26 protein-coding genes are annotated in these 21,972 nt (G+C 66.6%); 15 read left to right on the top strand and 11 right to left on the bottom strand.

What is annotated here, in order from left to right:
• Window positions 1–7: 7 nt before the first annotated feature.
• Window positions 8–634, bottom strand: a complete 627-nt coding sequence (locus DYE23_RS19665; RefSeq protein ID WP_115327951.1) for a TetR/AcrR family transcriptional regulator — start codon at window positions 632–634, stop codon at window positions 8–10.
• Between the two features lie 155 nt (window positions 635–789).
• Between DYE23_RS19665 and DYE23_RS19660 the strand changes: the two genes are divergently transcribed.
• From DYE23_RS19660 to DYE23_RS19590, 15 genes are all read left to right on the top strand, one after another.
• Window positions 790–1,314, top strand: a complete 525-nt coding sequence (locus DYE23_RS19660; RefSeq protein ID WP_011893342.1) for a hypothetical protein — start codon at window positions 790–792, stop codon at window positions 1,312–1,314.
• A 60-nt stretch (window positions 1,315–1,374) separates the two neighbouring features.
• A complete protein-coding gene (locus DYE23_RS19655) occupies window positions 1,375–2,211 on the top strand; it encodes a mycofactocin-coupled SDR family oxidoreductase (protein ID WP_115327950.1) in 837 nt (278 codons plus the stop codon).
• A 191-nt stretch (window positions 2,212–2,402) separates the two neighbouring features.
• Window positions 2,403–3,680, top strand: a complete 1,278-nt coding sequence (locus DYE23_RS19650) for an aromatic ring-hydroxylating oxygenase subunit alpha (protein WP_115327949.1) — start codon at window positions 2,403–2,405, stop codon at window positions 3,678–3,680.
• 2 nt (window positions 3,681–3,682) lie between these two features.
• Window positions 3,683–4,039, top strand: a complete 357-nt coding sequence (locus DYE23_RS19645; protein ID WP_115327948.1) for a hypothetical protein — start codon at window positions 3,683–3,685, stop codon at window positions 4,037–4,039.
• Window positions 4,036–5,310: a metal-dependent hydrolase family protein gene (locus DYE23_RS19640; protein WP_115327947.1), complete on the top strand. Its 1,275-nt coding sequence runs from the start codon at window positions 4,036–4,038 to the stop codon at window positions 5,308–5,310. Before DYE23_RS19645 ends, DYE23_RS19640 begins: the two co-directional genes overlap by 4 nt.
• Window positions 5,311–5,336: 26 nt before the next feature.
• Window positions 5,337–5,789, top strand: coding sequence for a MarR family winged helix-turn-helix transcriptional regulator (locus tag DYE23_RS19635; protein ID WP_041788489.1), 453 nt, complete (start codon window positions 5,337–5,339; stop codon window positions 5,787–5,789).
• A gap of 127 nt (window positions 5,790–5,916) precedes the next feature.
• Window positions 5,917–6,951 (top strand): ferredoxin--NADP reductase, encoded by a 1,035-nt coding sequence (locus DYE23_RS19630; protein WP_115327946.1) that lies wholly within the window; start codon window positions 5,917–5,919, stop codon window positions 6,949–6,951.
• The gene (locus DYE23_RS19625) at window positions 6,944–7,693 is read left to right on the top strand and encodes an SDR family NAD(P)-dependent oxidoreductase (RefSeq protein ID WP_041787799.1); all 750 of its coding nucleotides are present in this window, start codon (window positions 6,944–6,946) and stop codon (window positions 7,691–7,693) included. The genes DYE23_RS19630 and DYE23_RS19625 overlap by 8 nt, the downstream gene beginning before the upstream one ends.
• A 33-nt stretch (window positions 7,694–7,726) precedes the next feature.
• A complete protein-coding gene (locus DYE23_RS19620; RefSeq protein ID WP_115327945.1) occupies window positions 7,727–9,019 on the top strand; it encodes an aromatic ring-hydroxylating oxygenase subunit alpha in 1,293 nt (430 codons plus the stop codon).
• A gap of 1 nt (window position 9,020) precedes the next feature.
• Window positions 9,021–9,356, top strand: coding sequence for a hypothetical protein (locus tag DYE23_RS19615; RefSeq protein WP_115329040.1), 336 nt, complete (start codon window positions 9,021–9,023; stop codon window positions 9,354–9,356).
• A 14-nt stretch (window positions 9,357–9,370) separates the two neighbouring features.
• Entirely contained in the window at window positions 9,371–10,216 is an 846-nt protein-coding gene (locus DYE23_RS19610) for a TauD/TfdA dioxygenase family protein (RefSeq protein ID WP_115327944.1), read from the top strand.
• Window positions 10,213–10,758 carry a carboxymuconolactone decarboxylase family protein gene (locus DYE23_RS19605; protein WP_235660460.1) on the top strand — a complete coding sequence of 182 codons (546 nt, stop codon included), beginning with the start codon at window positions 10,213–10,215 and terminating at the stop codon, window positions 10,756–10,758. The genes DYE23_RS19610 and DYE23_RS19605 overlap by 4 nt, the downstream gene beginning before the upstream one ends.
• 99 nt (window positions 10,759–10,857) lie before the next feature.
• Window positions 10,858–12,132: a cytochrome P450 gene (locus tag DYE23_RS19600; protein WP_115327943.1), complete on the top strand. Its 1,275-nt coding sequence runs from the start codon at window positions 10,858–10,860 to the stop codon at window positions 12,130–12,132.
• On the top strand, window positions 12,129–12,320 hold the full coding sequence (locus DYE23_RS19595) for a ferredoxin (protein WP_115327942.1): 192 nt from the start codon (window positions 12,129–12,131) through the stop codon (window positions 12,318–12,320). Before DYE23_RS19600 ends, DYE23_RS19595 begins: the two co-directional genes overlap by 4 nt.
• A 16-nt stretch (window positions 12,321–12,336) precedes the next feature.
• Window positions 12,337–12,621, top strand: coding sequence for a DUF1330 domain-containing protein (locus DYE23_RS19590; protein WP_115327941.1), 285 nt, complete (start codon window positions 12,337–12,339; stop codon window positions 12,619–12,621).
• Between the two features lie 11 nt (window positions 12,622–12,632).
• On the opposite strand, the gene DYE23_RS19585 is transcribed toward DYE23_RS19590, so the two are convergent.
• From DYE23_RS19585 to DYE23_RS19540, 10 genes are all read right to left on the bottom strand, one after another.
• The gene (locus tag DYE23_RS19585) at window positions 12,633–13,418 is read right to left on the bottom strand and encodes an alpha/beta fold hydrolase (protein ID WP_115327940.1); all 786 of its coding nucleotides are present in this window, start codon (window positions 13,416–13,418) and stop codon (window positions 12,633–12,635) included.
• A 2-nt stretch (window positions 13,419–13,420) separates the two neighbouring features.
• On the bottom strand, window positions 13,421–14,626 hold the full coding sequence (locus DYE23_RS19580; RefSeq protein ID WP_115327939.1) for a cytochrome P450: 1,206 nt from the start codon (window positions 14,624–14,626) through the stop codon (window positions 13,421–13,423).
• Window positions 14,623–14,823, bottom strand: a complete 201-nt coding sequence (locus DYE23_RS19575; RefSeq protein ID WP_115327938.1) for a ferredoxin — start codon at window positions 14,821–14,823, stop codon at window positions 14,623–14,625. The genes DYE23_RS19580 and DYE23_RS19575 overlap by 4 nt, the downstream gene beginning before the upstream one ends.
• A 25-nt stretch (window positions 14,824–14,848) precedes the next feature.
• A complete protein-coding gene (locus DYE23_RS19570; protein ID WP_115327937.1) occupies window positions 14,849–16,051 on the bottom strand; it encodes a cytochrome P450 in 1,203 nt (400 codons plus the stop codon).
• A gap of 123 nt (window positions 16,052–16,174) precedes the next feature.
• Window positions 16,175–16,966 (bottom strand): NAD(P)-dependent oxidoreductase, encoded by a 792-nt coding sequence (locus DYE23_RS19565; protein WP_235660459.1) that lies wholly within the window; start codon window positions 16,964–16,966, stop codon window positions 16,175–16,177.
• A gap of 13 nt (window positions 16,967–16,979) precedes the next feature.
• Entirely contained in the window at window positions 16,980–17,798 is an 819-nt protein-coding gene (locus DYE23_RS19560; RefSeq protein ID WP_115327935.1) for an NAD(P)-dependent oxidoreductase, read from the bottom strand.
• A complete protein-coding gene (locus DYE23_RS19555; RefSeq protein WP_115327934.1) occupies window positions 17,798–18,688 on the bottom strand; it encodes an alpha/beta hydrolase in 891 nt (296 codons plus the stop codon). Before DYE23_RS19555 ends, DYE23_RS19560 begins: the two co-directional genes overlap by 1 nt.
• On the bottom strand, window positions 18,685–20,331 hold the full coding sequence (locus DYE23_RS19550) for a thiolase C-terminal domain-containing protein (protein WP_115327933.1): 1,647 nt from the start codon (window positions 20,329–20,331) through the stop codon (window positions 18,685–18,687). Before DYE23_RS19550 ends, DYE23_RS19555 begins: the two co-directional genes overlap by 4 nt.
• Before the next feature lie 28 nt (window positions 20,332–20,359).
• Complete coding sequence (locus DYE23_RS19545) at window positions 20,360–20,653, bottom strand: ferredoxin (RefSeq protein WP_172527936.1); 294 nt, start codon at window positions 20,651–20,653, stop codon at window positions 20,360–20,362.
• 8 nt (window positions 20,654–20,661) lie between these two features.
• Complete coding sequence (locus tag DYE23_RS19540; RefSeq protein ID WP_115327931.1) at window positions 20,662–21,954, bottom strand: NADH-ubiquinone oxidoreductase-F iron-sulfur binding region domain-containing protein; 1,293 nt, start codon at window positions 21,952–21,954, stop codon at window positions 20,662–20,664.
• Window positions 21,955–21,972: the final 18 nt, after the last annotated feature.

Below are 21,972 nucleotides of genomic sequence, written 5' to 3'. Positions count from 1 at the left end.
GCCCTCGTCAGTCCCAGCGCTCGGAATCCGGCGACTCCGCGGGCTGGACGTCGGCCAGCACGAGCTCGAGGAACGGTCGGGCGAGATCCTCCCCGTCGATGTGGCCGCCGAGGGTGATGCCCTCGTAGGTCGCGATCAGGATCCTCGCCAGGGTCGGCGCCGAAATGCGGAGTCGGCCACCGATCTTCTCGACGTGGACGGAGATGTACTCGGCCAGGGAGTCAGCCGTGCGGCGACGCTGCTCGGCGACCCGAACCCGCGCCTCGGGGTTGCGGACCAGAAAGAGCGTGAACTCGTATCCGAGCGCGGCCCTGTCGGGATTGCCGATCGTCAGCTCGCGCCAACGCCCGGCCAGCCTGTCGACGTCCATCTCCTCCAGTGACCGGAACGCCTCGACGATGTCGGTGAAACCATCCAGGAACCGCTGCAATTGGCGTTCCATGACGGCCAGGAACAGTTCTTCCTTGGTGCCGAAGTGTGCGTAGATCGCGCCTCGGGTGTAGCCGGCCGCATCGGCGATGACCTCGAGCGCTGCGGCCCCGAAGCCCTGCCGGGCCACCACTTCCTCCGCGGCGTCCAGCAGCAGCGCACGGGTGTGATCCACCCGCCGTTGCCTCGTCCACCGTTCCGCCACGCCGCCATTGTTCCCTGCGCCGTCGGTCGCGGGAAGTCGACCCCGAAAGAAATATTTGTTCTTGTATCTGAGATACATATCTGTATATTCTCCGAGGGGCGGGCCCGCGCGGCGTCATCGAGCGCCCATCGCCTGACGAAAGGGGCTGACTCGCAATGGATCTGGTTGAGCGCATCGCCAAGCACCGGCGGATGGCCGAGAGCTACCGCGACAAATACGTGCTGCAGAAGGTGCAGGAGGGCGAGACCTACGACGAATGGGAGTTCGCCGACGACGCGGTGTACACGTCTCCGTATTTCGTCGCCGAGCAGGAACTGGTGCTCAAGGACGTTGCGACGCACTGGGATACCGCGGCCACGATCGAGGCGAAGGCCTACGGCATCGTCTTTCCGGACTGGAAGCCCGTGGACTTCAAGGTGTGGCCGGCTGAGAACGGCTTCGTCCAGCGCTACCGCTGGGAGGGCACCAACGCCAACACCGGCCAGAAGCAGGGCTTCTATTCCATCAGCTTCGTCGAGACCAACGACGAGTGCCAGATCGTGCACTGGTCGACCTATGTCAACGATGAGGAGTACGGCCCCTTCCTGGAGGCCGCGATCGGCGCGCGCGGGCCGTTCCACGGCGACGAGTACATGCAGGCGCTGGCCCGGCACTTCGAGAAGCACAACCTCACGTTCTGAGCACAGGCGTCACCATCGGAATGTGAACCACTGTCCACCAACGGAAACGAGGGCACGACTATGGCGGGACGGGTAGAGGGCAAGGTGGCCTTCGTGACCGGAGCGGGGCGGGGTCAGGGCAGGAGCCACGCCCTCAAGCTCGCCGAGGAGGGCGCCGACATCATCGCGATCGATGTCTGCAAGAACATCGACCACGTGCAGCTCGAGCTGGCCTCACCGGGCGATCTGCTGGAGACCAAGGATCGGGTCGAGGCGTTGGGGCGTCGCATCGTCATCGACGAGGTCGACGTGCGCGACTTCGACAGGATGAAGGCCGTCGTCGACCGCGGGGTGGCCGAGTTGGGGCGGCTCGACATCATCCTGGCCAATGCCGGTATCGGTAACGGCGGCCAAACCGTCGAGGCCATCGAGGAAGCCGAATGGCAGACCATGATGGACATCAACCTGACCGGCGTGTGGAAGACGGTGAAGGCCGGCATTCCGCACATGATCGCCGGCGGCCGGGGCGGCTCCATCGTGTTGACCAGTTCCGTCGCCGGCATGAAGGCCTACCCGCAGATGGGGCAGTACGTGTCGGCCAAGCACGGGGTGGTCGGGCTGATGAGATCGTGTGCGGTCGAGCTGGCCCAGCACATGATCCGGGTGAACAGCGTGCACCCCACCCACGTCAACTCACCGATGGTGATGAACGACGAGACGTTCCGGATGTTTCGCCCCGATCTGGAGAATCCCGGGCCCGACGACATCGCGGCGATCTGCCAGATGTTCCACACCATGCCGCGGCCGTGGGTCGAGGTGGAGGACATCACCAACGCCGTGATGTTCTTCGCCTCCGACGACTCCCGCTACGTCACGGGGGTCTCGATGCCGATCGATCTGGGCAGCTGCCTGAAGTGACGGCCCGGCCGCCGCGTCCGCGCCGCCAATATCAACTACTTGCGATTGGACTCCTGAACGGCTACCGTCGGCCGTAAGCGTCTGCGGCGATATGGCGAAAACACAGCTGTGCCTGTTGGTTTGCCCGAGACTGGACCGACCGATCAGCCCGCGGGCGGCGCGGTAGCGATGGCAGCCAGGAGGAGACGACAGTGGCCCGATTTCCCAAACCGCCCGAAGGCAGCTGGACCGAGCACTACCCGCAGCTGGGGACGGGACCGGTGTCCTACGAGGACTCGATCGACCCGGAGTTCTACGAGCTGGAGCGCAAGGCGGTCTTCCGGCGAGCGTGGCTGAATGTCGGCCGTGTCGAACAGGTTCCGCGCAAGGGCAGCTACTTCACCAAGGAGATGAAGGTCGTCAACACCTCGATCATCGTGGTGAGGACGACGTCCGGTGAGGTCAAGGCCTATCACAACATCTGCCGTCATCGCGGCAACAAGCTGGTGTGGAACGACATGCCTCTGGAGGAGACCAGCGGGGTGTGCCGGCAGTTCACCTGCAAGTACCACGCGTGGCGCTACGACCTCGACGGCAATCTGACGTTCGTGCAGCAGGAAGGCGAGTTCTTCGACCTCGACAAGAGCCGCTACGGGCTGGTGCCGGTGCACTGCGAGGTTTGGGAAGGCTTCATCTTCGTCAACTTCGCGCCCGAACCCGAGCAGTCGCTGCGGGAGTTCCTGGGCCCGATGATCACCAACCTGGAGGGCTACCCGTTCGATCGGATGACGTCGAGATTCCATTACCGGTCGGAGGTCAAGGCCAACTGGAAGCTCTACATGGACGCGTTCCAGGAGTTTTATCACGCTCCCGTACTGCACGCGAACCAGTCGCCGACGGCGTATTCGAAGGCCGCCGCGCAGGCGGGATTCGAAGCGCCCCACTATCAGATCGACGGTCCCCACCGGTTGGTGAGCACCTCCGGGGTCCGGGCGTGGGAAATGGCCGACGAGATGCGCAAGCCCATCGAGGACATCTGCCAGAGCGGCCTCTTCGGCCCGTGGGACAAACCCGATCTCGGGGAGATGCCGGCCGGGCTCAACCCGGCCAAATGCGATCCGTGGGGCCTGGATTCGTTCCAGCTCTTCCCGAACTTCGTCGTCCTGTTCTGGGGTCAGGGGTGGTACCTGACCTACCACTACTGGCCGACGTCGCACAACACGCACATCTTCGAGGGCACGGTCTACTTTCCGCAGCCACGCACACCCCGCGAGCGGATCGCCCAGGAACTCGCCGCGGTGTCGTTCAAGGAGTATGGCCTGCAGGACGCCAACACCCTGGAGGCCACCCAGTCGATGGTCGAGTCACGGGTGCTCGACGACTTCGTGCTCTGCGACCAGGAGGTGCTGATCCGGCACCTGCACACCGAAACGGCCGCGTGGGTCGACGACTACCGGCGCAAGACCCAGCAGGTCAAGGAGGGGGTGTGAGCATGGCCTCTGGAACGACCTCTGAAACGACCTCGCCGAAGTTGCCACCGGAGTTCGCCGATCTGGAAGAGTTCTCGGACTGGTGCCTGGGCTCGGAGCCGGAGCGGTACGCCAAGCGGCTGAGCAGTTCGATGCCGGAACTGCAGGCGTTCTACGACGCGATCACCGCGAGGGCCGAGGAGGCGATCGCCTACTGCGACAAGTTCTCGCTCGACGACCTGCCCGAGGACGTCCTCAACCTGATGCACATGCTGTATTCGATGATCCAGGCGTCGTTCCCCGTCGAATGCTGGAAGCAACCCAAAGTGCCTGATACCGGCGCGACGTCGCTGGACTGCGACGCCGAACCCGTCCCGTGACCGTCACCGTCGTCAAGGCCGCCCGATGGGCGGACGTCGAGGCCGGCGTGGTCCGTTCGCCCGCGGTGATCGTCGTCGAGGGCAACCGGATCCGGTGCGTGGACCCGGCCGCGGAACCTCCCGGCGCGGAGGTGCTCGACCTCGGCGATGTCACGCTGTTGCCCGGGCTGATGGACATGGAGCTCAACCTGCTGATCGGTGGCCCCGGCGGTCCCGAAGGGTTGCCCAGCCCCATGCACGGAGTGCAGGACGACCCTGCCTACCGGACGCTGCGCGGCGCGGTCAACGCCCGGACCACGCTGGACGCCGGATTCACCACCGTGCGCAACCTCGGGCTGATGGTCAAGACCGGCGGCTATCTGCTCGACGTGGCGCTGCAACGCGCGATCGAGCAGGGGTGGCACCCGGGTCCGCGGATCTACCCCGCCGGTCACGCCGTCACTCCCTACGGAGGGCACCTGGACCCGACGGTCTTCCAGCGGCTGGCGCCCGGCATCATGCCACTCTCGGTCGCCGAGGGCATCGCCAACGGCGTCGACGACGTCCGCGCCTGCGTGCGCTATCAGGTCCGGCACGGGGCGAAGCTGATCAAGGTGTCGGCTTCGGGCGGGGTGATGTCGCACAGCACCGCCCCCGGGGCTCAGCAGTACTCCGACGAGGAGTTCGCCGCGATCGCCGACGAGGCGCACCGGGCCGGCGTCCGGGTCGCCGCACATGCCGTGGGGGACAGCGCGATCCGCGCCTGTATCCGGGCCGGGATCGACTGCATCGAGCACGGCTTCCTCGCCACCGACGAGACCCTCCAGATGATGGTCGACCACGGGACGTTCCTGGTGTCGACCACGTATCTGACCGAGGCGATGGCAGTCGACCGGATCGCGCCCGAACTGCGCAAGAAGGCCGAGGTGGTCTTCCCGCAGGCGCAGGCCATGCTGCCCAAGGCGATCGCGGCGGGGGTCCGCATCGCGTGTGGCACCGACGCGCCGGCGGTGCCGCACGGACAGAACGCCAAGGAGTTGTGCGCGTTGGTGTCCCGCGGCATGACCCCGATGCAGGCGCTGCGCGCAGCGACGATCACCAGCGCCGAACTCATCGACGCCGACGATGAACTGGGCAGGCTCGCACCGGGATATCTGGCCGACATCATCGCCGTCGACGGAGATGTGAGCGCCGATATCGCGAGGACCTTGGATGTGCGCTTCGTGATGAAGGACGGGGTGGTACACAAGACCGTCGACGTCACTCAGGACGCCCCGACGTCTACGGTCTAGACATGGACGCGCACGACGTGGCGGGTATCGAGCTCACCGACAACATCCTGTGGCTACTCAAGCAGGCCTTCTATTTCTCGCTGACCAGTGTGAACGAAGCGGTCAGCGAGCACGGGGTGAGCACTGCGCAGATCGGTGTGCTGCGCCAGCTGTCCAACGAGCCCGGCCTCTCGGGTGCGGAGCTGGCCCGCCGTCTGCTGATCAGTCCGCAGGGTGTGCAGCTGGCCCTGACCGCCCTGGAGCGTCGAGGGCTGGTGGAGCGCAAGCAGAATCCCTCCCACGGCCGGATCCTGCAGGCGTTCCTGACCGATCAGGGACGCGACGTCGCCGCTGCCGTCGTGCAGGACGCGATCGCCGCGCACGACAAGGTGTTCGGGGTGTTGAGCAAGGCCGAGCAGAAGACGCTGCGTGAACTCCTCGGCCGGGTTGTCGAGCAGGGGACCGGCCACGAATTGTTCGCCGACCACGTCGACACCTAGCGGCGAGCTCCGCCGAACAAGCATTCCGGCAGGCGTCTTCTCGCAAAACCCCTGCTGGAATGCAATTTCGGCGAGGATGTCGTCAACTACTTGAGATTAATGACAAGTACTTGATACTCTGGCCGGGATGGTCGAGGAACTCTCTGTTGACGGGTTTGCGCCGCTGCGCATCAAGCGGGTGGTGCGCGAAACCTCCGATGCCGTGTCCTTGGTGCTCGACGTGCCGGAGGACTGTTCGCACCGGTTCCGCTACAAGGCCGGCCAGTTCCTGACGGTCCGGGTCAGCGTGGACGGGCGCGATCTGCGTCGCTGTTACTCGATGTCGTCGGCCCCGGTCGAGGAGGAGCTGCGCATCACGGTCAAGCGCGACCCCGGCGGGGTCGTGTCGAACTGGATCAACGACACCGCTGCGGAGGGGGACGAGCTGCACGCCTCCCCGCCGGAGGGGAGATTCACGCTGGCCGCGGGTGTTTCGTCGCCGAGGCCGCTCATCGCGTTCGCTGGCGGCAGTGGCATCACGCCGATCATGTCGTTGGTCCGCGCCGCGCTCGCCGACACGGCGCGTCCCGTCCGGCTCTTCTACGCCAACCGTGCCCGCGGATCGGTCATTTTCTCCGAACCCCTGGCCCGCCTGACCGAACAGCACGCCGACCGCCTGACCGTCGCCCATCATTTCGACGAGGATGCGGGAGTGGTCACCGCCACCGCCGTCGCGTCCTTCGCCGAGAGTGCCGGTGACGCGGACTATTACATCTGCGGACCAGCGCCGTTCATGGACACCGTGGAAGCGTCGCTGCTCGACTCTGGCGTGCCGAAACAGCGGCTGAACCTCGAGCGCTTCACGATCGCGGAGGTGCCGCCCGGTGTCACAGACAACACCGATGACGCGTGCGAAGAGATAGTCATCGAGCTCGATCGCCAGAAGGTCACCGCCGCCTACCGGCAAGGTGAGACCCTGCTGCAGACTGCGCGCCAAAAGGGGCTTAAAGCGCCGGCGTCGTGCGAAACAGGTTCCTGCGGTACGTGTATGGCCAGAATCGTCGAAGGCAGCGCGCGGATGCGGATCAACGACGCGCTGGACGAGGACGAAGTCGAGGAAGGCTGGGTGCTCACATGCCAGTCACTGCCCACCAGTCGAAAGGTCCATGTGGTCTATGAGTAGTCGTGTAGCAGTGGTGACCGGCGGGGCGTCGGGCATGGGAGAGTCGACGTGCCACGAGCTGGGGAGGCGCGGCCACAAGGTGGCCGTGCTGGACCTCAACGGCGAAGCGGCGCAGCGGGTCGCCGAGGAGTTGCGCGCCGACGGCGTGACGGCGCTCGGTATCGCCGCCGACGTCACCGACCGCGCCGCGGTCGACGACGCGTTCGCCAAGGTGCGCACCGAACTGGGACCCGTTCACATCCTGGTGACCAGTGCCGGGCTGGTGGATTTCGCGCCGTTCCTGGACATCTCGCCGCAGCTGTGGCAGCGGCTGATCGACGTGAATCTCAACGGGACCTTCCACTGTGCCCAGGCCGCCATCCCGGACATGCTCGCCGCGGGCTGGGGCCGCATCGTGATGATCTCGTCGTCGAGTGCCCAACGCGGCTCGCCGGGCATGGCCCACTACGCGGCCTCGAAAGGCGCGCTGATCTCGCTGACCCGCTCACTGGCGCGCGAGTACGGGGCGGCGGGGATCACCGTCAACAACATCCCGCCGTCGGGCATCGAGACCCCGATGCAGCTGCAATCTCAGGCCGCAGGCTTCCTACCGCCCAACGAGCAGATGGCGGCGAGCATCCCGGTCGGGCACCTCGGTACCGGAGACGACATCGCCGCCGCGGTCGGCTTCCTGTGTTCCGAGCAGGCGGGTTTCATCACCGGCCAGACCCTGGGGGTCAACGGCGGATCGGTGATGGCATGACAGTCAGATTCACCGACGGACAGGGAGGCTCGTATGCCTAAGTGGCCCAAGCCCGCCGAGGGCAGCTGGACCGAACACTATCCCGAGCTCGGGACCGGTCCGGTGTCGTTTCGCGACTCGACCTCGCCCGAGTTCTACGAGCTCGAGCGGAAAGCGGTGTTCAAACGCGCCTGGCTCAATGTCGGGCGCGTCGAGGAACTGCCGCGCGTCGGTAGCTATTTGACCAAGGACATCGACGCCGCCCGCACCTCGGTGATCGTGGTGAAGGGTCGCGACGGACAGATCCGCGCGTTCCACAACGTGTGCCGCCACCGCGGGAACAAGTTGGTGTGGAACGACTTTCCCAGCGAGGAGGTCAAGGGCGCCTGCCGGCAGTTCACCTGCAAGTACCACGGATGGCGCTACGGTCTCGACGGTGAGCTGACCTTCGTCCAGCAGCCCGGCGAGTTCTTCGGCCTCGACACCGCGAAGTACGGACTGAAGTCCGTGCACTGCGACGTGTGGAACGGCTTCATCTTCATCAACTTCGACGCCGAACCCCGCCAGACGCTGCGCGAGTTCCTCGGCCCGATGATCACCGCACTCGACGACTACCCGTTCGAATTGATGACGGAGCGTTACGATTTCGTCGCGCACAACAACAGCAACTGGAAGATCTTCGCCGACGCGTTCCAGGAGTACTACCACGTTCCGTCGTTGCATTCACAGCAGGTGCCCACCGAAGTGCGCCAGCCCAACGCGACGTTCGAGTGCGGACACTTCCAGATCGACGGCCCGCACCGATTGGTGTCGACCGCGGGCACGCGGCGCTGGCTGCTCGCGCCGGAGTACATGTACCCGGTCGAACGGGCCACGCACAGTGGCCTGGTCGGTCCGTGGCGGACGCCGGAGACCCACCAGTCGGCGGGTCTGAATCCCGGCGGTATCGAACCCTGGGGTATCACCAACTTCCAGATCTTCCCGAACCTGGAGATCCTGATCTACCACGGGTGGTATCTGCTGTACCGCTACTGGCCGACATCGCACAACACCCACAAGTTCGAGGCCTACAACGCTTTTCATCCCGCACGCACGGTGCGCGAGCGTGTCGAGCACGAGGTCGCGTCGGTGGTCCTCAAAGAGTTCGCCCTTCAGGACGCCGGCATGCTCGGCGGCACACAGGCCGCGCTGGAGTACGGGCTGGGTGAGCCGATCGTCGACGACTATCCGCTCAACGACCAGGAGATCCTGGTACGGCATCTGCACCACGTCGCCGTCGACTGGGTGGACCGCTACAAGGCCGAACGTGATGCCCAACGTGCCGAACGTGACCCGGTGGGGGTCTGAGATGCCCGCACCCAAACTCCCCGATGCCTTCGCCGAGTTCGAGCAGTTCGCCGAGAAGTGGTGTCTGGCAACAGAACCCGAACGGTGGGAAACCCGGCTGAACACCCCGATGCCGGAGATCCACGCGTTCTACGAGGCGTTCTCGCCCCGTTTCGAGGAAGCCATCGACTACTGCGACAAGTTCCCGCTCGACGACCTTCCCGATGACGTGCTCAACCTGCTGCACCTCGTCTACTCGATGATCATGGTCTCGATGGCCGTCGAGGTGTTCGGTACCCAGAAACCCGCCGACTCCGCCGACGCCGTCATCGACCGCGTCAGCGCTCCGGTGCCCTGATCAAAAGGAATCTGATGTCGCTGTTGACGATCAACAAACTCACCCCGTCGGTCGGCGCCGAAGTGCTCGGCGTCGATCCAGTGCGGCTGGCCTCGGACGAGTCGCTGGCCGCGGCGGTGCTGGACGCCCTGGAAGACAACGGCGTCCTGGTGTTTCCAGACCTGCACCTGGCTCCGGAGGCTCAGGTCGCGTTCAGCCGCCGCCTCGGCGCCGTGGACCACTCCGCGGATGGTCACCACCCGGTCGCGGGCATCTATCCGGTCACCCTCGACAAGTCCAAGAACGCGTCGGCAGCCTATCTGCGTGCGACGTTCGACTGGCACATCGACGGCTGCACACCGATCGGCGACGAGTGTCCGCAGCGGGCGACCGTGCTGTCGGCCGTTCAGGTGGCCGAACGCGGCGGCGAGACGGAGTTCGCGAACTCCTATGCGGCGTACGAGGCTTTCAGCGACGAGGAAAAGGAGCGGTTCGGCCGGCTGCGGGTCGTGCACTCGCTGGAAGCCTCGCAGAGTCGTATCAACCCGGATCCCTCACCCGAGGAACTCGCCCGGTGGCGATCACGTCCCACCCACGAGCACCCGCTGGTGTGGACCCACCGCAGCGGCCGCAAATCACTGGTGCTCGGCGCGTCGGCGCACTACGTCGTCGGGATGGACTACGACGAGGGCCGGGCCCTGCTGGCTGAGTTGCTCGACCGGGCGACACAGCCGGACCTGGTCTACAGCCACACCTGGTCGGTGGGCGACACGGTCATCTGGGACAACAACGGTGTACTGCACCGCGCAGCACCCTATGACCCCGACTCGCAGCGGGAGATGTTGCGCACCACGGTGCTCGGCGACGAACCGATCCAGTGAGCGAGCCGCAGCTGCCGCGGTGGGAGCCGCTCGCCGCCGACCGGTGGGACGACGCCGTGCTCGACGCGGTGAGTCCACTCCTGTCCGAGGAGCGCAGAAATCCGCGCGGTGCGGGGAATGTGGTGGGCACCCTTGTCCGCCACCCCGGCCTGACCCGCGCCTACCTGACGTTCAACGCCCATCTGCTCGTGGCGTCGACGTTGACGCCGCGCGTTCGTGAGGTCGCTCTGCTGCGCGCCGTCCACGTGCGTCCGTGCGACTACCTGTGGGACCACCACCTGCCGATCGCGCGGCGGGCAGGTCTGACCGACGCGGAGATCGAGTCGATCCGCACCGGTGATCCCGAGGATGCGGTCGACCGGTTGGTGGTGCGCGCCGTCGACGAACTGGAAGGATCGAACACGCTGAGCACCGACACCTGGGCCGATCTGGGTGAGCACTTCGACGAGCGTCAGGTGCTGGATCTGATCTTCACCGTCGGTTGCTATCAGATGCTCGGCGCGGCGGTCAACGCGCTGGGCATCCAACCGGAGACCGACTGAGGACCCCCGTCGTTGACGGGGCGATGCCGGTATGAAAATCTAATACGCAATAATGAGAATCGCGTTCTCGCCGCGAGAGATCGTCGAAACGGAGTGAGCATGACCGAAGACCTCACCACGGTCGATTTCTTCAGGGACAGCCGGCTGACGGATGACCCGTACACCTTCTACGAGGCACTGCGCACCAAGTGCCCGGTCGCCCGCGAAGACCACTACGGCGTCACGATGGTGACCGGCTGGCAGGAAGCCGTCGACGTCTACAACGACGCCGACACCTTCTCGTCGTGCATCTCCGTCACGGGCCCGTTCCCCGGTTTTCCGGTACCGCTGGAAGGTGACGATGTCACCGACCTGATCGTCAAACACCGCGACGAGATCCCGTTCAGCGACCAGTTGCCCACACTGGATCCGCCCACCCACACCGACCACCGCGCACTGCTGATGCGGCTCATCACGCCCAAGCGTCTCAAGGAGAACGAGGACGCGATGTGGCAGCTCGCCGACGACATCCTCGACGACTTTCTGGCACCGGGCCAGGGGGAGTTCATCAAGGGCTTCGCGGCCCCGTTCACGCTGCGCGTCATCGCCGACCTGCTCGGCGTCCCCGAGGAGGACCGTCCCGAGCTCCTGGAGCGGCTGGCCCGCGGCACCCACGGCAGTGGACTCGGCAACGCCGACAAGACGCTGACCAAGACGCCGCTGGAGTACCTGTACGACGTGTTCGCGACGTACGTCGAGGACCGTCGCGCCGAACCGCGCGACGACGTGCTGACCGGCCTGGCGACGGCCACCTTCCCCGACGGCAGACTGCCCGAGGTCGGCGATGTCGTGCGCGTCGCGACCAACGTGTTCTCCGCCGGCCAGGAGACCACCGTCCGGCTCCTCAGCACCGCCCTGAAGGTGATGGGCGACCAGCCCGACGTGCAGGCCAAACTGCGTGAAAACCGGGAATTGCTCGGCAATTTCATCGAGGAGTGCCTGCGCATCGAAAGCCCGGTCAAGGGCGACTTCCGGTTGTCGCGCGTGCCCACCACGATCGGTGACCAACCGCTCGGCGCCGGCTGCACGGTCATGGTCATCAACGGCGCCGCCAATCGTGACCCTCGCCGCTTCGAGGACCCCGACACCTTCGACCCCGAGCGCAAGAACGCACGCCAGCACCTCGCCTTCGGCCGCGGGATCCACAGCTGCCCGGGTGCACCCCTCGCGCGTGCCGAGACGCGGGTCGGGCTGGAGAGACTGCTGGACCGCACGACCGACATCCGCATCTCGGAGAGCCAGCACGGGCCCGCCGGAGACCGGCGATACGAGTACATCCCGACGTACATCCTGCGCGGTCTGACCGAGCTCCACCTGGAGTTCGACCTCCGATGAGAGTCGCGGTCGACGAGGATCGCTGCGCCGGCCACGGGATGTGTCTGACGCTGTGTCCCGAGGTCTTCCAGATGACCGACGACGGGTGGGCGGTGGCCGACCCCGCGGACGTGCCGGCCGGTCTGGAAGACGCGGTGCGCGAAGCCATCGACAATTGCCCGGAACGGGCGATCAGCGAAAACGACTGAAAAGAAAGGGCTCAACGTGGCAAAGGCCTACGTGATCATCACCGAGGACGTCAAGGACCAGGCCGGTATGGCGGAGTACGCCAAGCTGGCGGGCAAGACCATGGGCGCTGCGAAGGTGCTGGCGTTCGGGCCGGCCGTCGAGTCACTCGAGGGTCAGTGGCACGGGAACCAAACCGTGCTGCTGGAGTTCGAGTCCGTCGAAGCCGCCAAGGAGTGGTACTACTCCGAGGAGTACCAGGCCGCGGCGAAACTGCGCCAGGCCGCCGCCGACTGCAACGGGGTCATCGTCGCGGGCTTCTGAGGCCGCGACGCTCAGTGGGGGAGCAGCGGGCCGACCGGTGTCGTCGTCGTCGCGCGCACGAGTAGATCGGCCAGCTCGCGCGGCCGTGACAGAAACGGCGAGTGCGAAGCGTCGATGGTGAGCTGGTCGACGCCGAGCCGGCGGGCGACGGTGTCGGCCAGCCAGCGAGGCATCGCCCGATCTTGTTCGCAGACAATGAAACTGCGCGGCAGATCGGCCGCCCAGAAGTTCGGGACCGACACCGGTGTGACGGTCGTGTCGCCGAACCGTTCCGGCCCGAGCCGCGCGAAGGCCCAGCGCGCGGTCTCCTCGTCGCAGTCGTGGTAGAAGTACCGCCACGCCCCGTCGAAATCGGCGAACGTCATCGCTCCGGTGTCGTCGAAATGCAGATACCCGAGCATCTCTCCGACGTCACCGTCGAACTCCTCACCGAGGTCGACGGGGCCGTTGTCGTCGTCGCGCATCGCCATCGCTTCGGGATAGGTACGGCCCTCGCGGGGCAGAGCGGCGGCGAGATAGGTGATGTGGCCGACCAGATCGGGCCTCGCGTCGGCGGCCAGCGTCGCGTCGAAGCCACCGCCGGAATGTCCGACCAGCACGCATTTCTCGTCCCCGGCCTGCATCGCAGCGACGATCGCGTCCCGTCGGTTGGCCAGCGTGGACTCCTGGTCGACCAGCGTCCCGTGGCCCGGCAGGTCGACGGCCGTCGCATCGTGGCCGAGCGCCCGCAGCTCGGCGACCGTCTGCTCCCAGCACCAGGCGGCGTGAAAACCGCCGTGCACCAAGACGAAACGCATCGTCAGCGCAACACCCGGACGGGCACGTGCGACCAACCGGCGACATTCTGCGCCGAGACCCGGCGGCACTCGTCGAAGAGCACCTCGTAGCGCGGCATGAAATCGAGCAGCCGGTCGAGGGCGATCGCGGATTCCATCCGGGCCAGCGCCGCACCGAGGCAGCTGTGCACGCCGTAGCCGAAGCCGAGATTCTGGGCCTCCGAACGGTCGCGGTCGATGTCGAAGGTGTCGGCGTCGGTGAAGGCGTCGGGATCGCGGTTCGCCGAGCCCGCAAGCAGGAACACCGGCTTACCCTCGGGGATCGTGACACCGTGCAACTCCACGTCCCTCATCGAGCGGCGGACGTTGTACTGGTTGGGCGCTTCGAAACGGAGCAGTTCCTCGACTGCGGCCGGGATCTTGCTGCGGTCGTCGAGCAGCTTCTGCCACTGGTCAGGGTGGCGGGCGAACGTCACCGCCGCATTGCCGACCAGCTTCGTGACGGTCTCGGCTCCCGCGCCCCCGAGAAGGGTTGCGAAACCGGCGATCTCGAAGTCGTCGAGTGACTCCTTCTCGCCGTCCTCGCGGGTGATCTCGGCGGCGATCAGCCTGCTGAACATGTCGTCGCGAGGATCTTCCCGGCGCTGCTGGATGATGCTGTAGTAGAGCCCCATCAGCTCGCCCACGGCCTGCATACCCTCGTCTGACATGTCGATCTGGCCGGGCTCGCGCCGCAGCGACGTGTCCACCCACTCGCCGACCTGCTGGCGATACTCCTCCGGCACACCCAGCATCTGGGTGATCACCTGAACGGGGAACAGGGCGGAGAAGTCCTGGACGACGTCGAAACCGTCCTTGCTCACCTGGGACAGATAGCGGTCGATGGTGTCGGTGACCATCGGTCGCAGCGCCTCGATGGCACGCGGGGTGAACACTTTGTTGACCAGGCTGCGCATCTGACGATGCTCCGGCGGATCCATGATGATGATCATCTTCGCCGGTATCGGCTCATCGGAGCGCACCGTCGCGAGGTCCAGGCCGTATGCCGAGGAGTACGTCTCGAAGTCCTTGTAGGCCGCGGCGACGTCCTCGTGCCGGGACAGCGCGTAGAAGTCGTACTCGGCGTTGTAGTACACCGGAGCCTCGGACCGCATCCGCCGGTAGATCTCCCACGGGCCGTTGAAGAACTCCTCGGAGAACGGGTCGAAAACCAGATCTGTTGCCGTCATACGTCTTTGATGCTGATCGCTTGGCGGGGGCACTGGCGCACCGCCTCCTTGACCTGCGCCTCGTTCTCGGGCGTCACCTCGTCTTGCAGCACGTGCAGATAGTCCTCTTCGTCCAGGTCGAAAACCTCGGGGATGATGCCCATGCACACCCCGTTGCTCTCGCAGAGCCCGAAGTCGACGTCGATCTTCTGTGTCATGCGCGATCCCCTCTGATGCATGCCATCAACGCAACACCCGCACCGGTACGTGGTGATACCCCGCCACGTTCTGCATCGAAACCCGCTGCAACCCTGCAAAGTCGACCTCGTAGCGAGGCATGAAGTCGAGCAGATGCTCCAGCGCGATGGCAGTCTCCATCCGTGCCAGCGCCGCACCCAGGCAGCTGTGAATCCCGTAGCCGAGCCCCAGATTCTGCGCCTGCGTGCGGTCCCGGGTGATGTCGAAGGTCTCGGCGTTGTCGAAGGCACGTGGATCGCGGTTCGCGGCGGCCTTCATCAGGAACACCGGCTTGTGGGCGGGGATCGTGCCGCTCGGCACGTGAGCTTCCTTGACCGTATAGCGCACGTTGTACTGCACCGGCCCGACGTAGCGCAGGAGCTCCTCGACGGCGGCCGGTATCAGACTGCGGTCATCGAGCAGCAGCTGCCACTGGTCGGGGTGTCGCGCGAACTCGACGACGGCGCTGCCCACCAACTTGGTGACGGTCTCGGCACCCGCCCCGCCCAGCAGGGAGGTGAAGCCGGTGATCTCGATGTCGTCGAGCCTGCGCATCTCGCCGTTCTCGCCCGGGATCTCCGCGGCGATCAGCCTGCTGATCATGTCGTCCTGCGGGTTGCGCCGCCGTTCCTGGACGAGCCCGTAGTAGTAGACGCCCGAGTCGATGTTGGCCTGCATGTTCTTGTCGCTCCAGCCGATCTGACCCGGCTCGCGTGACAGGCTCGTGTCGATCCAGTGCCGGACCTGTTGGCGAAACTCCTCCGGTACACCCGCCATCCGGGTGATCACCTCGACCGGGAACGGACCCGAGAAATCCTGCACGACGTCGAAATTGTCGGGATCGACCTTCGCCAGATACTGCTCGACGAGCTCGGTGACGGTCTCGTGCTGGCTCTGGATGGCGCGCGGGGTGAAGGCCTTGTTGAGCAGGCTTCGCATGTGCCGGTGCTCGGGTGGGTCCATGAAGATGATCGACTTCACCGGGCCCTCTTCCGACCGCACCATGCCGAGGTCGCAACCGCGGGCGGACGAGAATGCGTCGTGGTCCTTGAGCGCGGCGGCGACGTCGGCGTGCCGGGTCAGCGCGTAGAAGTCGCCCTCTTCGTCGTAGTAGATCGGCGCCTCGTCCCGCATCCGCCGATAGATCTCGTACGGGTTGTCGAAATACTCCTGGGCGACCGGATCGAACACCAGCTTCGGTTTGGTCACGGGGTCCTCCTCGGCACCGGAACAAGGCCGGAATACGTTACGAAAGGCTGATTTACTGTAACGAATCCAGTATGCGACACATAGTCTCGGAAGTCAGCCGAATGGCCAACGGCTCCCGTCGTGTCATCGTGTCACCGCACTCACCAGCGGCTCGAGATCGCCGAGCGTGCCGCCGAGGTCGGCCACCGTACGCCGGACGACCGCCACGTCCTTGCCGATGAATTCACCCACCCGGGAGATGAATGCGTCCGCCGAACCGGCAGACGCGATCATGGACAGCGCCCGGCTCTGGGCGCTGCCGTGCGTCAGCGCGTTCAGCAGCGCACTCTCGTCGACACCGAACCGGGCACCCAGCCGTGCTCCTTCGGCGACCAGACCGATCTGCGCGGCGAACATCGTGTTGTTGACGAGCTTCACCAGCTGGCCCGCGCCGGTGTCCCCGACGTGCAGGATCGGATCACCGTAGGCGCCGAGTACGGGCCGGACCCGCCCCAGCACGTCCTGCGCTCCGCCGGCGAACAACGTGACACTGCCCGCGGCGATGTCGTGCGGACCTCCGCTGACCGGCGCGTCGACCACGTCGACATCCGGGAACTTCTCCGCGATGGACTGCGCGGTTCTCGGGCTCCCGGTGGTGTGCAGGATCAGCGCGGCGCCGGCCTGCATGGAGGCGACCAGGTCGCCGGCCAGACACAGCTGCGCGACCTGATCGTCGGTGAATACGCACACGATGACCACATCGGCGCCTCCGGAGACCTCGGCCGGTGTCGACACCGCGGTGGCGCCGAGGTCCGCGATCGAGGACCGCTTCTCGGCCGTCCTGCCCAGCACGCGGACCTCGTGGCCGGTCTGGACGAGACGCTCCACCATGGGTGCGCCCATGCGCCCCGCCCCGACGAAGCCGACAACGCTCATCTGTCTGCTCTGCTCATCGCCGGTAATCCATCGCTTCCAGCGCCGCATCCGCCGCCGTGAACACCGCCCCCTCGGGCGCCTTCGCTGCAGCCGCGAGGCTCGCCGCATGCCGGACGTCCTTCTGCAACAGGCCCCCGGCGATGGGCGCCAGTCCGTCCAGCGTCCCACCGAACATCGAGATGCTGCCGACGGCCTTGCTGGTCGCCGAGCCCTTGCTGAGCACCTCGACGAGTTTGGCGCGCGGAATGCCGAGTGACTCGCCCAGCTCCAACGTGCTCACCGCACTACCGAGGTTGGCGCTGAACAACAGGTTGTTCAGGATCTTGGTGTTCTGGCCGCTGCCGAGCGGACCGAGGTGCACGATCGGGTCGGCGTAGGTCGCGAACACCGGCCGGCAGCGCTCCGCGACCTCTTCGTCACCGCCCACCATCACCAGCAGCGTGCCCTGCTCCACCGCGGGGCCGCCGCCGCTGACCGGGGCATCGATGACGGAAACACCCTGCGCGGCCGCCTTTTCCGCGATCTCCTGGCAGGTCTGCGGGTGCACCGTGCTGTGGATCGCGATGATGCCGCCCTCGGCGAGTCCGGCCAGCACCCCCTGCTCTCCGTAGAGCACCTCCCGGACATCGTCGTCGCCGACCACACACAGGCAGACCAGATCGCTGGCCGCACCGAGTTCGGCGGGTGTCGACGCCGTCTTGGCCGGGGTGTCGGAGTACGGCTCAAGGCTGGCCTGCCTGCGCGCCCACAAGGTGGTCTCGAACCCGCCCTCGGCGATGCGCCGGGCCATCGGCCCGCCTTGGCTTCCCAGCCCGATGAATCCAACCCGCATCAGCTCGCCTCCACTTCCTCCCGATCGCGCCCGGGCGCGTCGGATATACATTCTTCGGTGAACGACAACACGTTTCGGTGGTAATCACCCGCGGTCAGGCCGACGCTGAGGTTGTGTCCGCTGTCGTTCATCCGGTTGATACGCACCCGCGGCGACGCGCTGAACAACGCCGCGATCGCCGCGAGGGCCTCCGGCGAGGACTGCCAGACCTTCTCGTTGTCGGCGACACTGAACTGGATCGGTGTGGTCAGCCGTTCGGCGAGGCCCGGAAAATCTCGCCCGGCCCAATGCGCGGTCACGTCCCCCTCATAGGCCACCCCCGGAGCCGACAACGCGCCGGTCAGCACCTCGGCGGGGTAGAGGTCAGTGGGCGTCCAGAGCAGATCGCGGAGCCCGGCCGGCCGCGACGTGACCGTCGCGTCGCGAATGATGTCGCGGGCCTGCGGCGTGTAGCGCAGTCCGGTGCCGGAAAGTTCGACGCCGACGACGTCGTCCCGCCCCGTCGCCATCCGCAGCGTGAGCTCACAACCGGCGGAATGACCGAGCAGGAACAGTCCGGCGCCTCGGTCGCTGTCGCCGAGGATCTTGTCGATCGTCCCGGCCGCGGCGGCGACCCGTCGCCCGGGATCGGCGAACTCCCCGGCATACACCGCCGAGGAACCGTAGCCGGGCCGATCCAACGCGATGGCCGTGAAACCCGCTGCGCCGGCTGCACGCAACAGCGACAGCTCTGGACGCCCCGGGCAATCGAAGTATGCCGACGACGTCGCGCCACCGTGAATCGCCACGATGACCCCGCGCGGATCCGGCACCTGCACGGCCAGCGCCGACATCGGAACGCCGTCGACGAGGACGACACGCGGGCGCGGGACCCCTGCGCCTGCGGTCACGCGCCGGTCCGCAGCAGCATGACGCCGCTGGGCGTGAGCCCGCCACTGCTGACGACGGCCACCCGCGCGTCGGCGACCTGTCGGTCACCGGCTTCGCCGCGCAACTGGGACACCGCTTCGTGGACCAGACCCATGCCGTGCGTGCGGCCGTGGGAGAGCTGTCCACCGTGGGTGTTGAGCGGGATCACGCCGTCGCGCGCAATCGCATGTCCACCGTCGAGGAAGTCCTTGGACTCCCCGATCCCGCAGAAGCCGAGAGCCTCCAACCACGACAGGCAGTTGAACGTGAACCCGTCATAGAGCTCGGCGACGTCGACGTCAGCCGGCCGCAACGAGGTTCGCGTCCAGAGGTGGGCAGCCTGACCCAGCACCTGCGGCTCATGGGTCAGCGTGGTCTGGTCCCAGTCGGTGCGTTCAATGATCTGGGTGCCCACCGCCTCGAAGAACACCGGGGGTTTCGGTGCGTCGGCGGCCGCGTCGACCGCCGAGACGATCACCGCAACCGCGCCGTCACACGGCACGTCGCAGTCGTAGAGCCCGAACGGGGTCGTGATCGGCCGCGCGTTGAGATAGTCCTCCATCGTCATCGGATCGCGGTAGATCGCGGTCGGATTGAGCGCGGCGTTGGCACGCTGATTCAGCGCGATCCAGCCGAGCGTCTCCTTCGTGGTGCCGTAGCGGTGAAAGTGCCGCTGCGCGTTGAGGGCCAACGTGTGTGCCGCCGACGTGGCGCCGAAGGGAGCCTGCCAGCTGTTGGCCCGGGCGCCGCCGGGCGGGAAGGCCCTGCCCTCCTTCATCAGCTGGTTGAACGTGGCCTCCCACAGGGTGCGGAAGCACAGCACGTGGCGGGCCATGCCGGTCGCGACCGCCATCACCGCCGCGATCAACGAGCCGCCCGGCCCGAAGGTGTCCATCCCGCCGTTGATCCACGTGGGCCGGATACCCAGCGCGCCTTCGAGAACCGTGCAACCGCCCTCACCCATGCCCATCGCGTCCATCGCGGGATAGGTCGAGAGCCCGTCGACATCGGCCAGGGTCAGACCGGCGTCGGCGATCGCCTTCTCACACGCTTCCACCGTCAACGACAACGGCGAAACCATCAGACGGCGGCCCATCCTGGAGGCACCGATACCGGTGATCGCGGCGGCGTCCTCGAACTTCTCGGTCGTCAACATCGGACGGACGAACTTCGGGAAGTCCTGCGGAGCGATCTCGTCGTCGGGCAGCGCAGCGGTCTCGGGCTCGGCGGTCGGCCTGAACAGCGGCAGCCACACGTCCTCGTTCTGCTCGAAGACCACCTCCACCACGCGACCGAGCTCGAGCTCGTCGGGGTCGCAGTCAACGATGTTGGTGGTCAACCGAACCCGCGGATCCTCTTCGATCGCGACCTGCGCGACCACATAGGGCGCCTCCAAGCCGGGAATGGAGAACCGGTGATTGACGGTGAACGCCGACAGCACCGCCCGTCCGGACACCTCCCGGGGGCCCATGTTGTGGCTGTGGCAGTAGCGGCACACCGGCTGCGGGGGATGGATCAGCGACTTGCAGTCGCCACACTCCTGGATGCGCAGGACGCCGTCCGCGCCGGAGGTCCAGAAGAACTCGTTGTCGAACGTCAACAGTGGCAGGGGAAGTCTGCTCATCAAAATCCAATTCTCTTCGCGCGAGCGCTCATCGGGTAAAGCCCCACTCCGCTTCGTTGTCTTCGGTCTTCAGCTGCTCGAGATCCGGCTCGCGCAGCGGCTGGATCGGTGTCTGGTCGGGGCGGCGTTCCCCGATGTTCAGGATGGCGTGCACCGGGCAGTCCATCAGCGCGCGCTGCACTGCGTCGTGGTCTTCCTCCGGGATGATCCCGTCGCCGACCAGAACCGCGTAGCCCCAGTCGTCCAGTGAGAAGTACTCCGGGGCGTGCTTCGCGCAGATCCCGAAGCCGTCACACAGCGTCCTGTCGAGCTTGATACGCATCCTGTCGGTCACAGTGCCTCCACCTCGAAGGGACGCCGGGCGGTGAAAAGACCTGCGGCGCAGACTGAACAGCTGTTGTCGGCGTGGCGGGCGACGTCGTCGGCGAACAGCGCCAGCATGCTGGCGGCGATGTTGCACGCCGCGTCGAGCGTGGCGCACGCACCTCGTCCGCGAAGCACCTGCGACCACCGTTCGAGCCTTGCGAGGTCGTCGGCGTCGGCGGTGCCGTCGCGCAGTGCCTCTGCGGCCGCAGCCATCGCCGCGGTGCCGTTGAAGCAGGACCCGCACTGGTCGGCGTTCTCGCGGTCGTAGTAGGCGAGCACGGACGCGCCGACGGCCACCGGGCATTCATCGGTGATCACCGACACCGCGCCGCACCCGAGACCGCTGCCGAGCGCGCGTAGCGCCTCGTGGTCGAGCTTGCTGTCCAGTACGCGCCGGTCGAGCAGGCCGGCAAAGTAACCACCCATCAGCGCACCGCGAACGCGCTCGGCGGGAATGCCGTGTAGCGCAATCACTTCCCCGGCGGTGATGCCGAAGGGCAGCTCATAGAGCCCGGGGGCGATGCCGCCGCCGGTCAGTGTCGCGAGGAACGTGCCAGGTGAGCCGTCGGTGCCGGTCCCGCGGTACCCGGCGGCGCCGTGACGATGCACATACGGCAGGTTCGCCAGGGTCTCGACGTTGCACACCGCGGTGGGAAGTCCGCCGACACCCTCTTCGAACGGACGCGGTGGCTTGTCGGTCGGCTTGGCCGGTCCGCCGTTGATGGCCCGCACCGCGGCGGTCTCTTCGCCGGCGACATAGCCCGCCTCGACCCGCCGCACACTGACGGTCACGCCGTCCAGAAGCTCCGGCGTCGTCTCCGCCAGCGCCGCCTGGACCGCGCCCTCCGCGTGCTCGTCCGAGAGGTAGACGTGCGCGTGACGGGCGCCGATGATCCGGGCCGCGAGCCTCAGACCGTCCAGCACCAGATGCGGGCGGTTCCGCAACAGCCACCGGTCCTTCACCGACGCCGGTTCGCCCTCCTCGCCGTTGGCCACCAGCACGGTGTCCACACCGCGCAGCGATGCGCTGCGCACGGTGGTGAGTTTGACCGCCAGCGGGAACGCCGCGCCCCCGCGGCCCAGCACCCCGGACCGGTCGACCTCGTCGAGCAGGGTGGCGGGATCGTCGAGAGGGACATACCCGCCCTCGGCGCGATATTCGGCCAGCGTCTCCGTACCCTGCTCCGCGCGCAACAGCCTCGGGGTCAGACCGGGCCAGGCGGCGACCGTCAGTTCCGTGTTCATGGCGGTACTCATCGGCGGCTACCCTTCCCA

Source organism: Mycolicibacterium gilvum (genome assembly GCF_900454025.1).
GTDB lineage: Bacteria > Actinomycetota > Actinomycetes > Mycobacteriales > Mycobacteriaceae > Mycobacterium > Mycobacterium gilvum.
The sequence above is the reverse complement of the archived record's forward strand: the minus strand, read 5'-3'. Positions and strand labels throughout refer to the sequence as shown.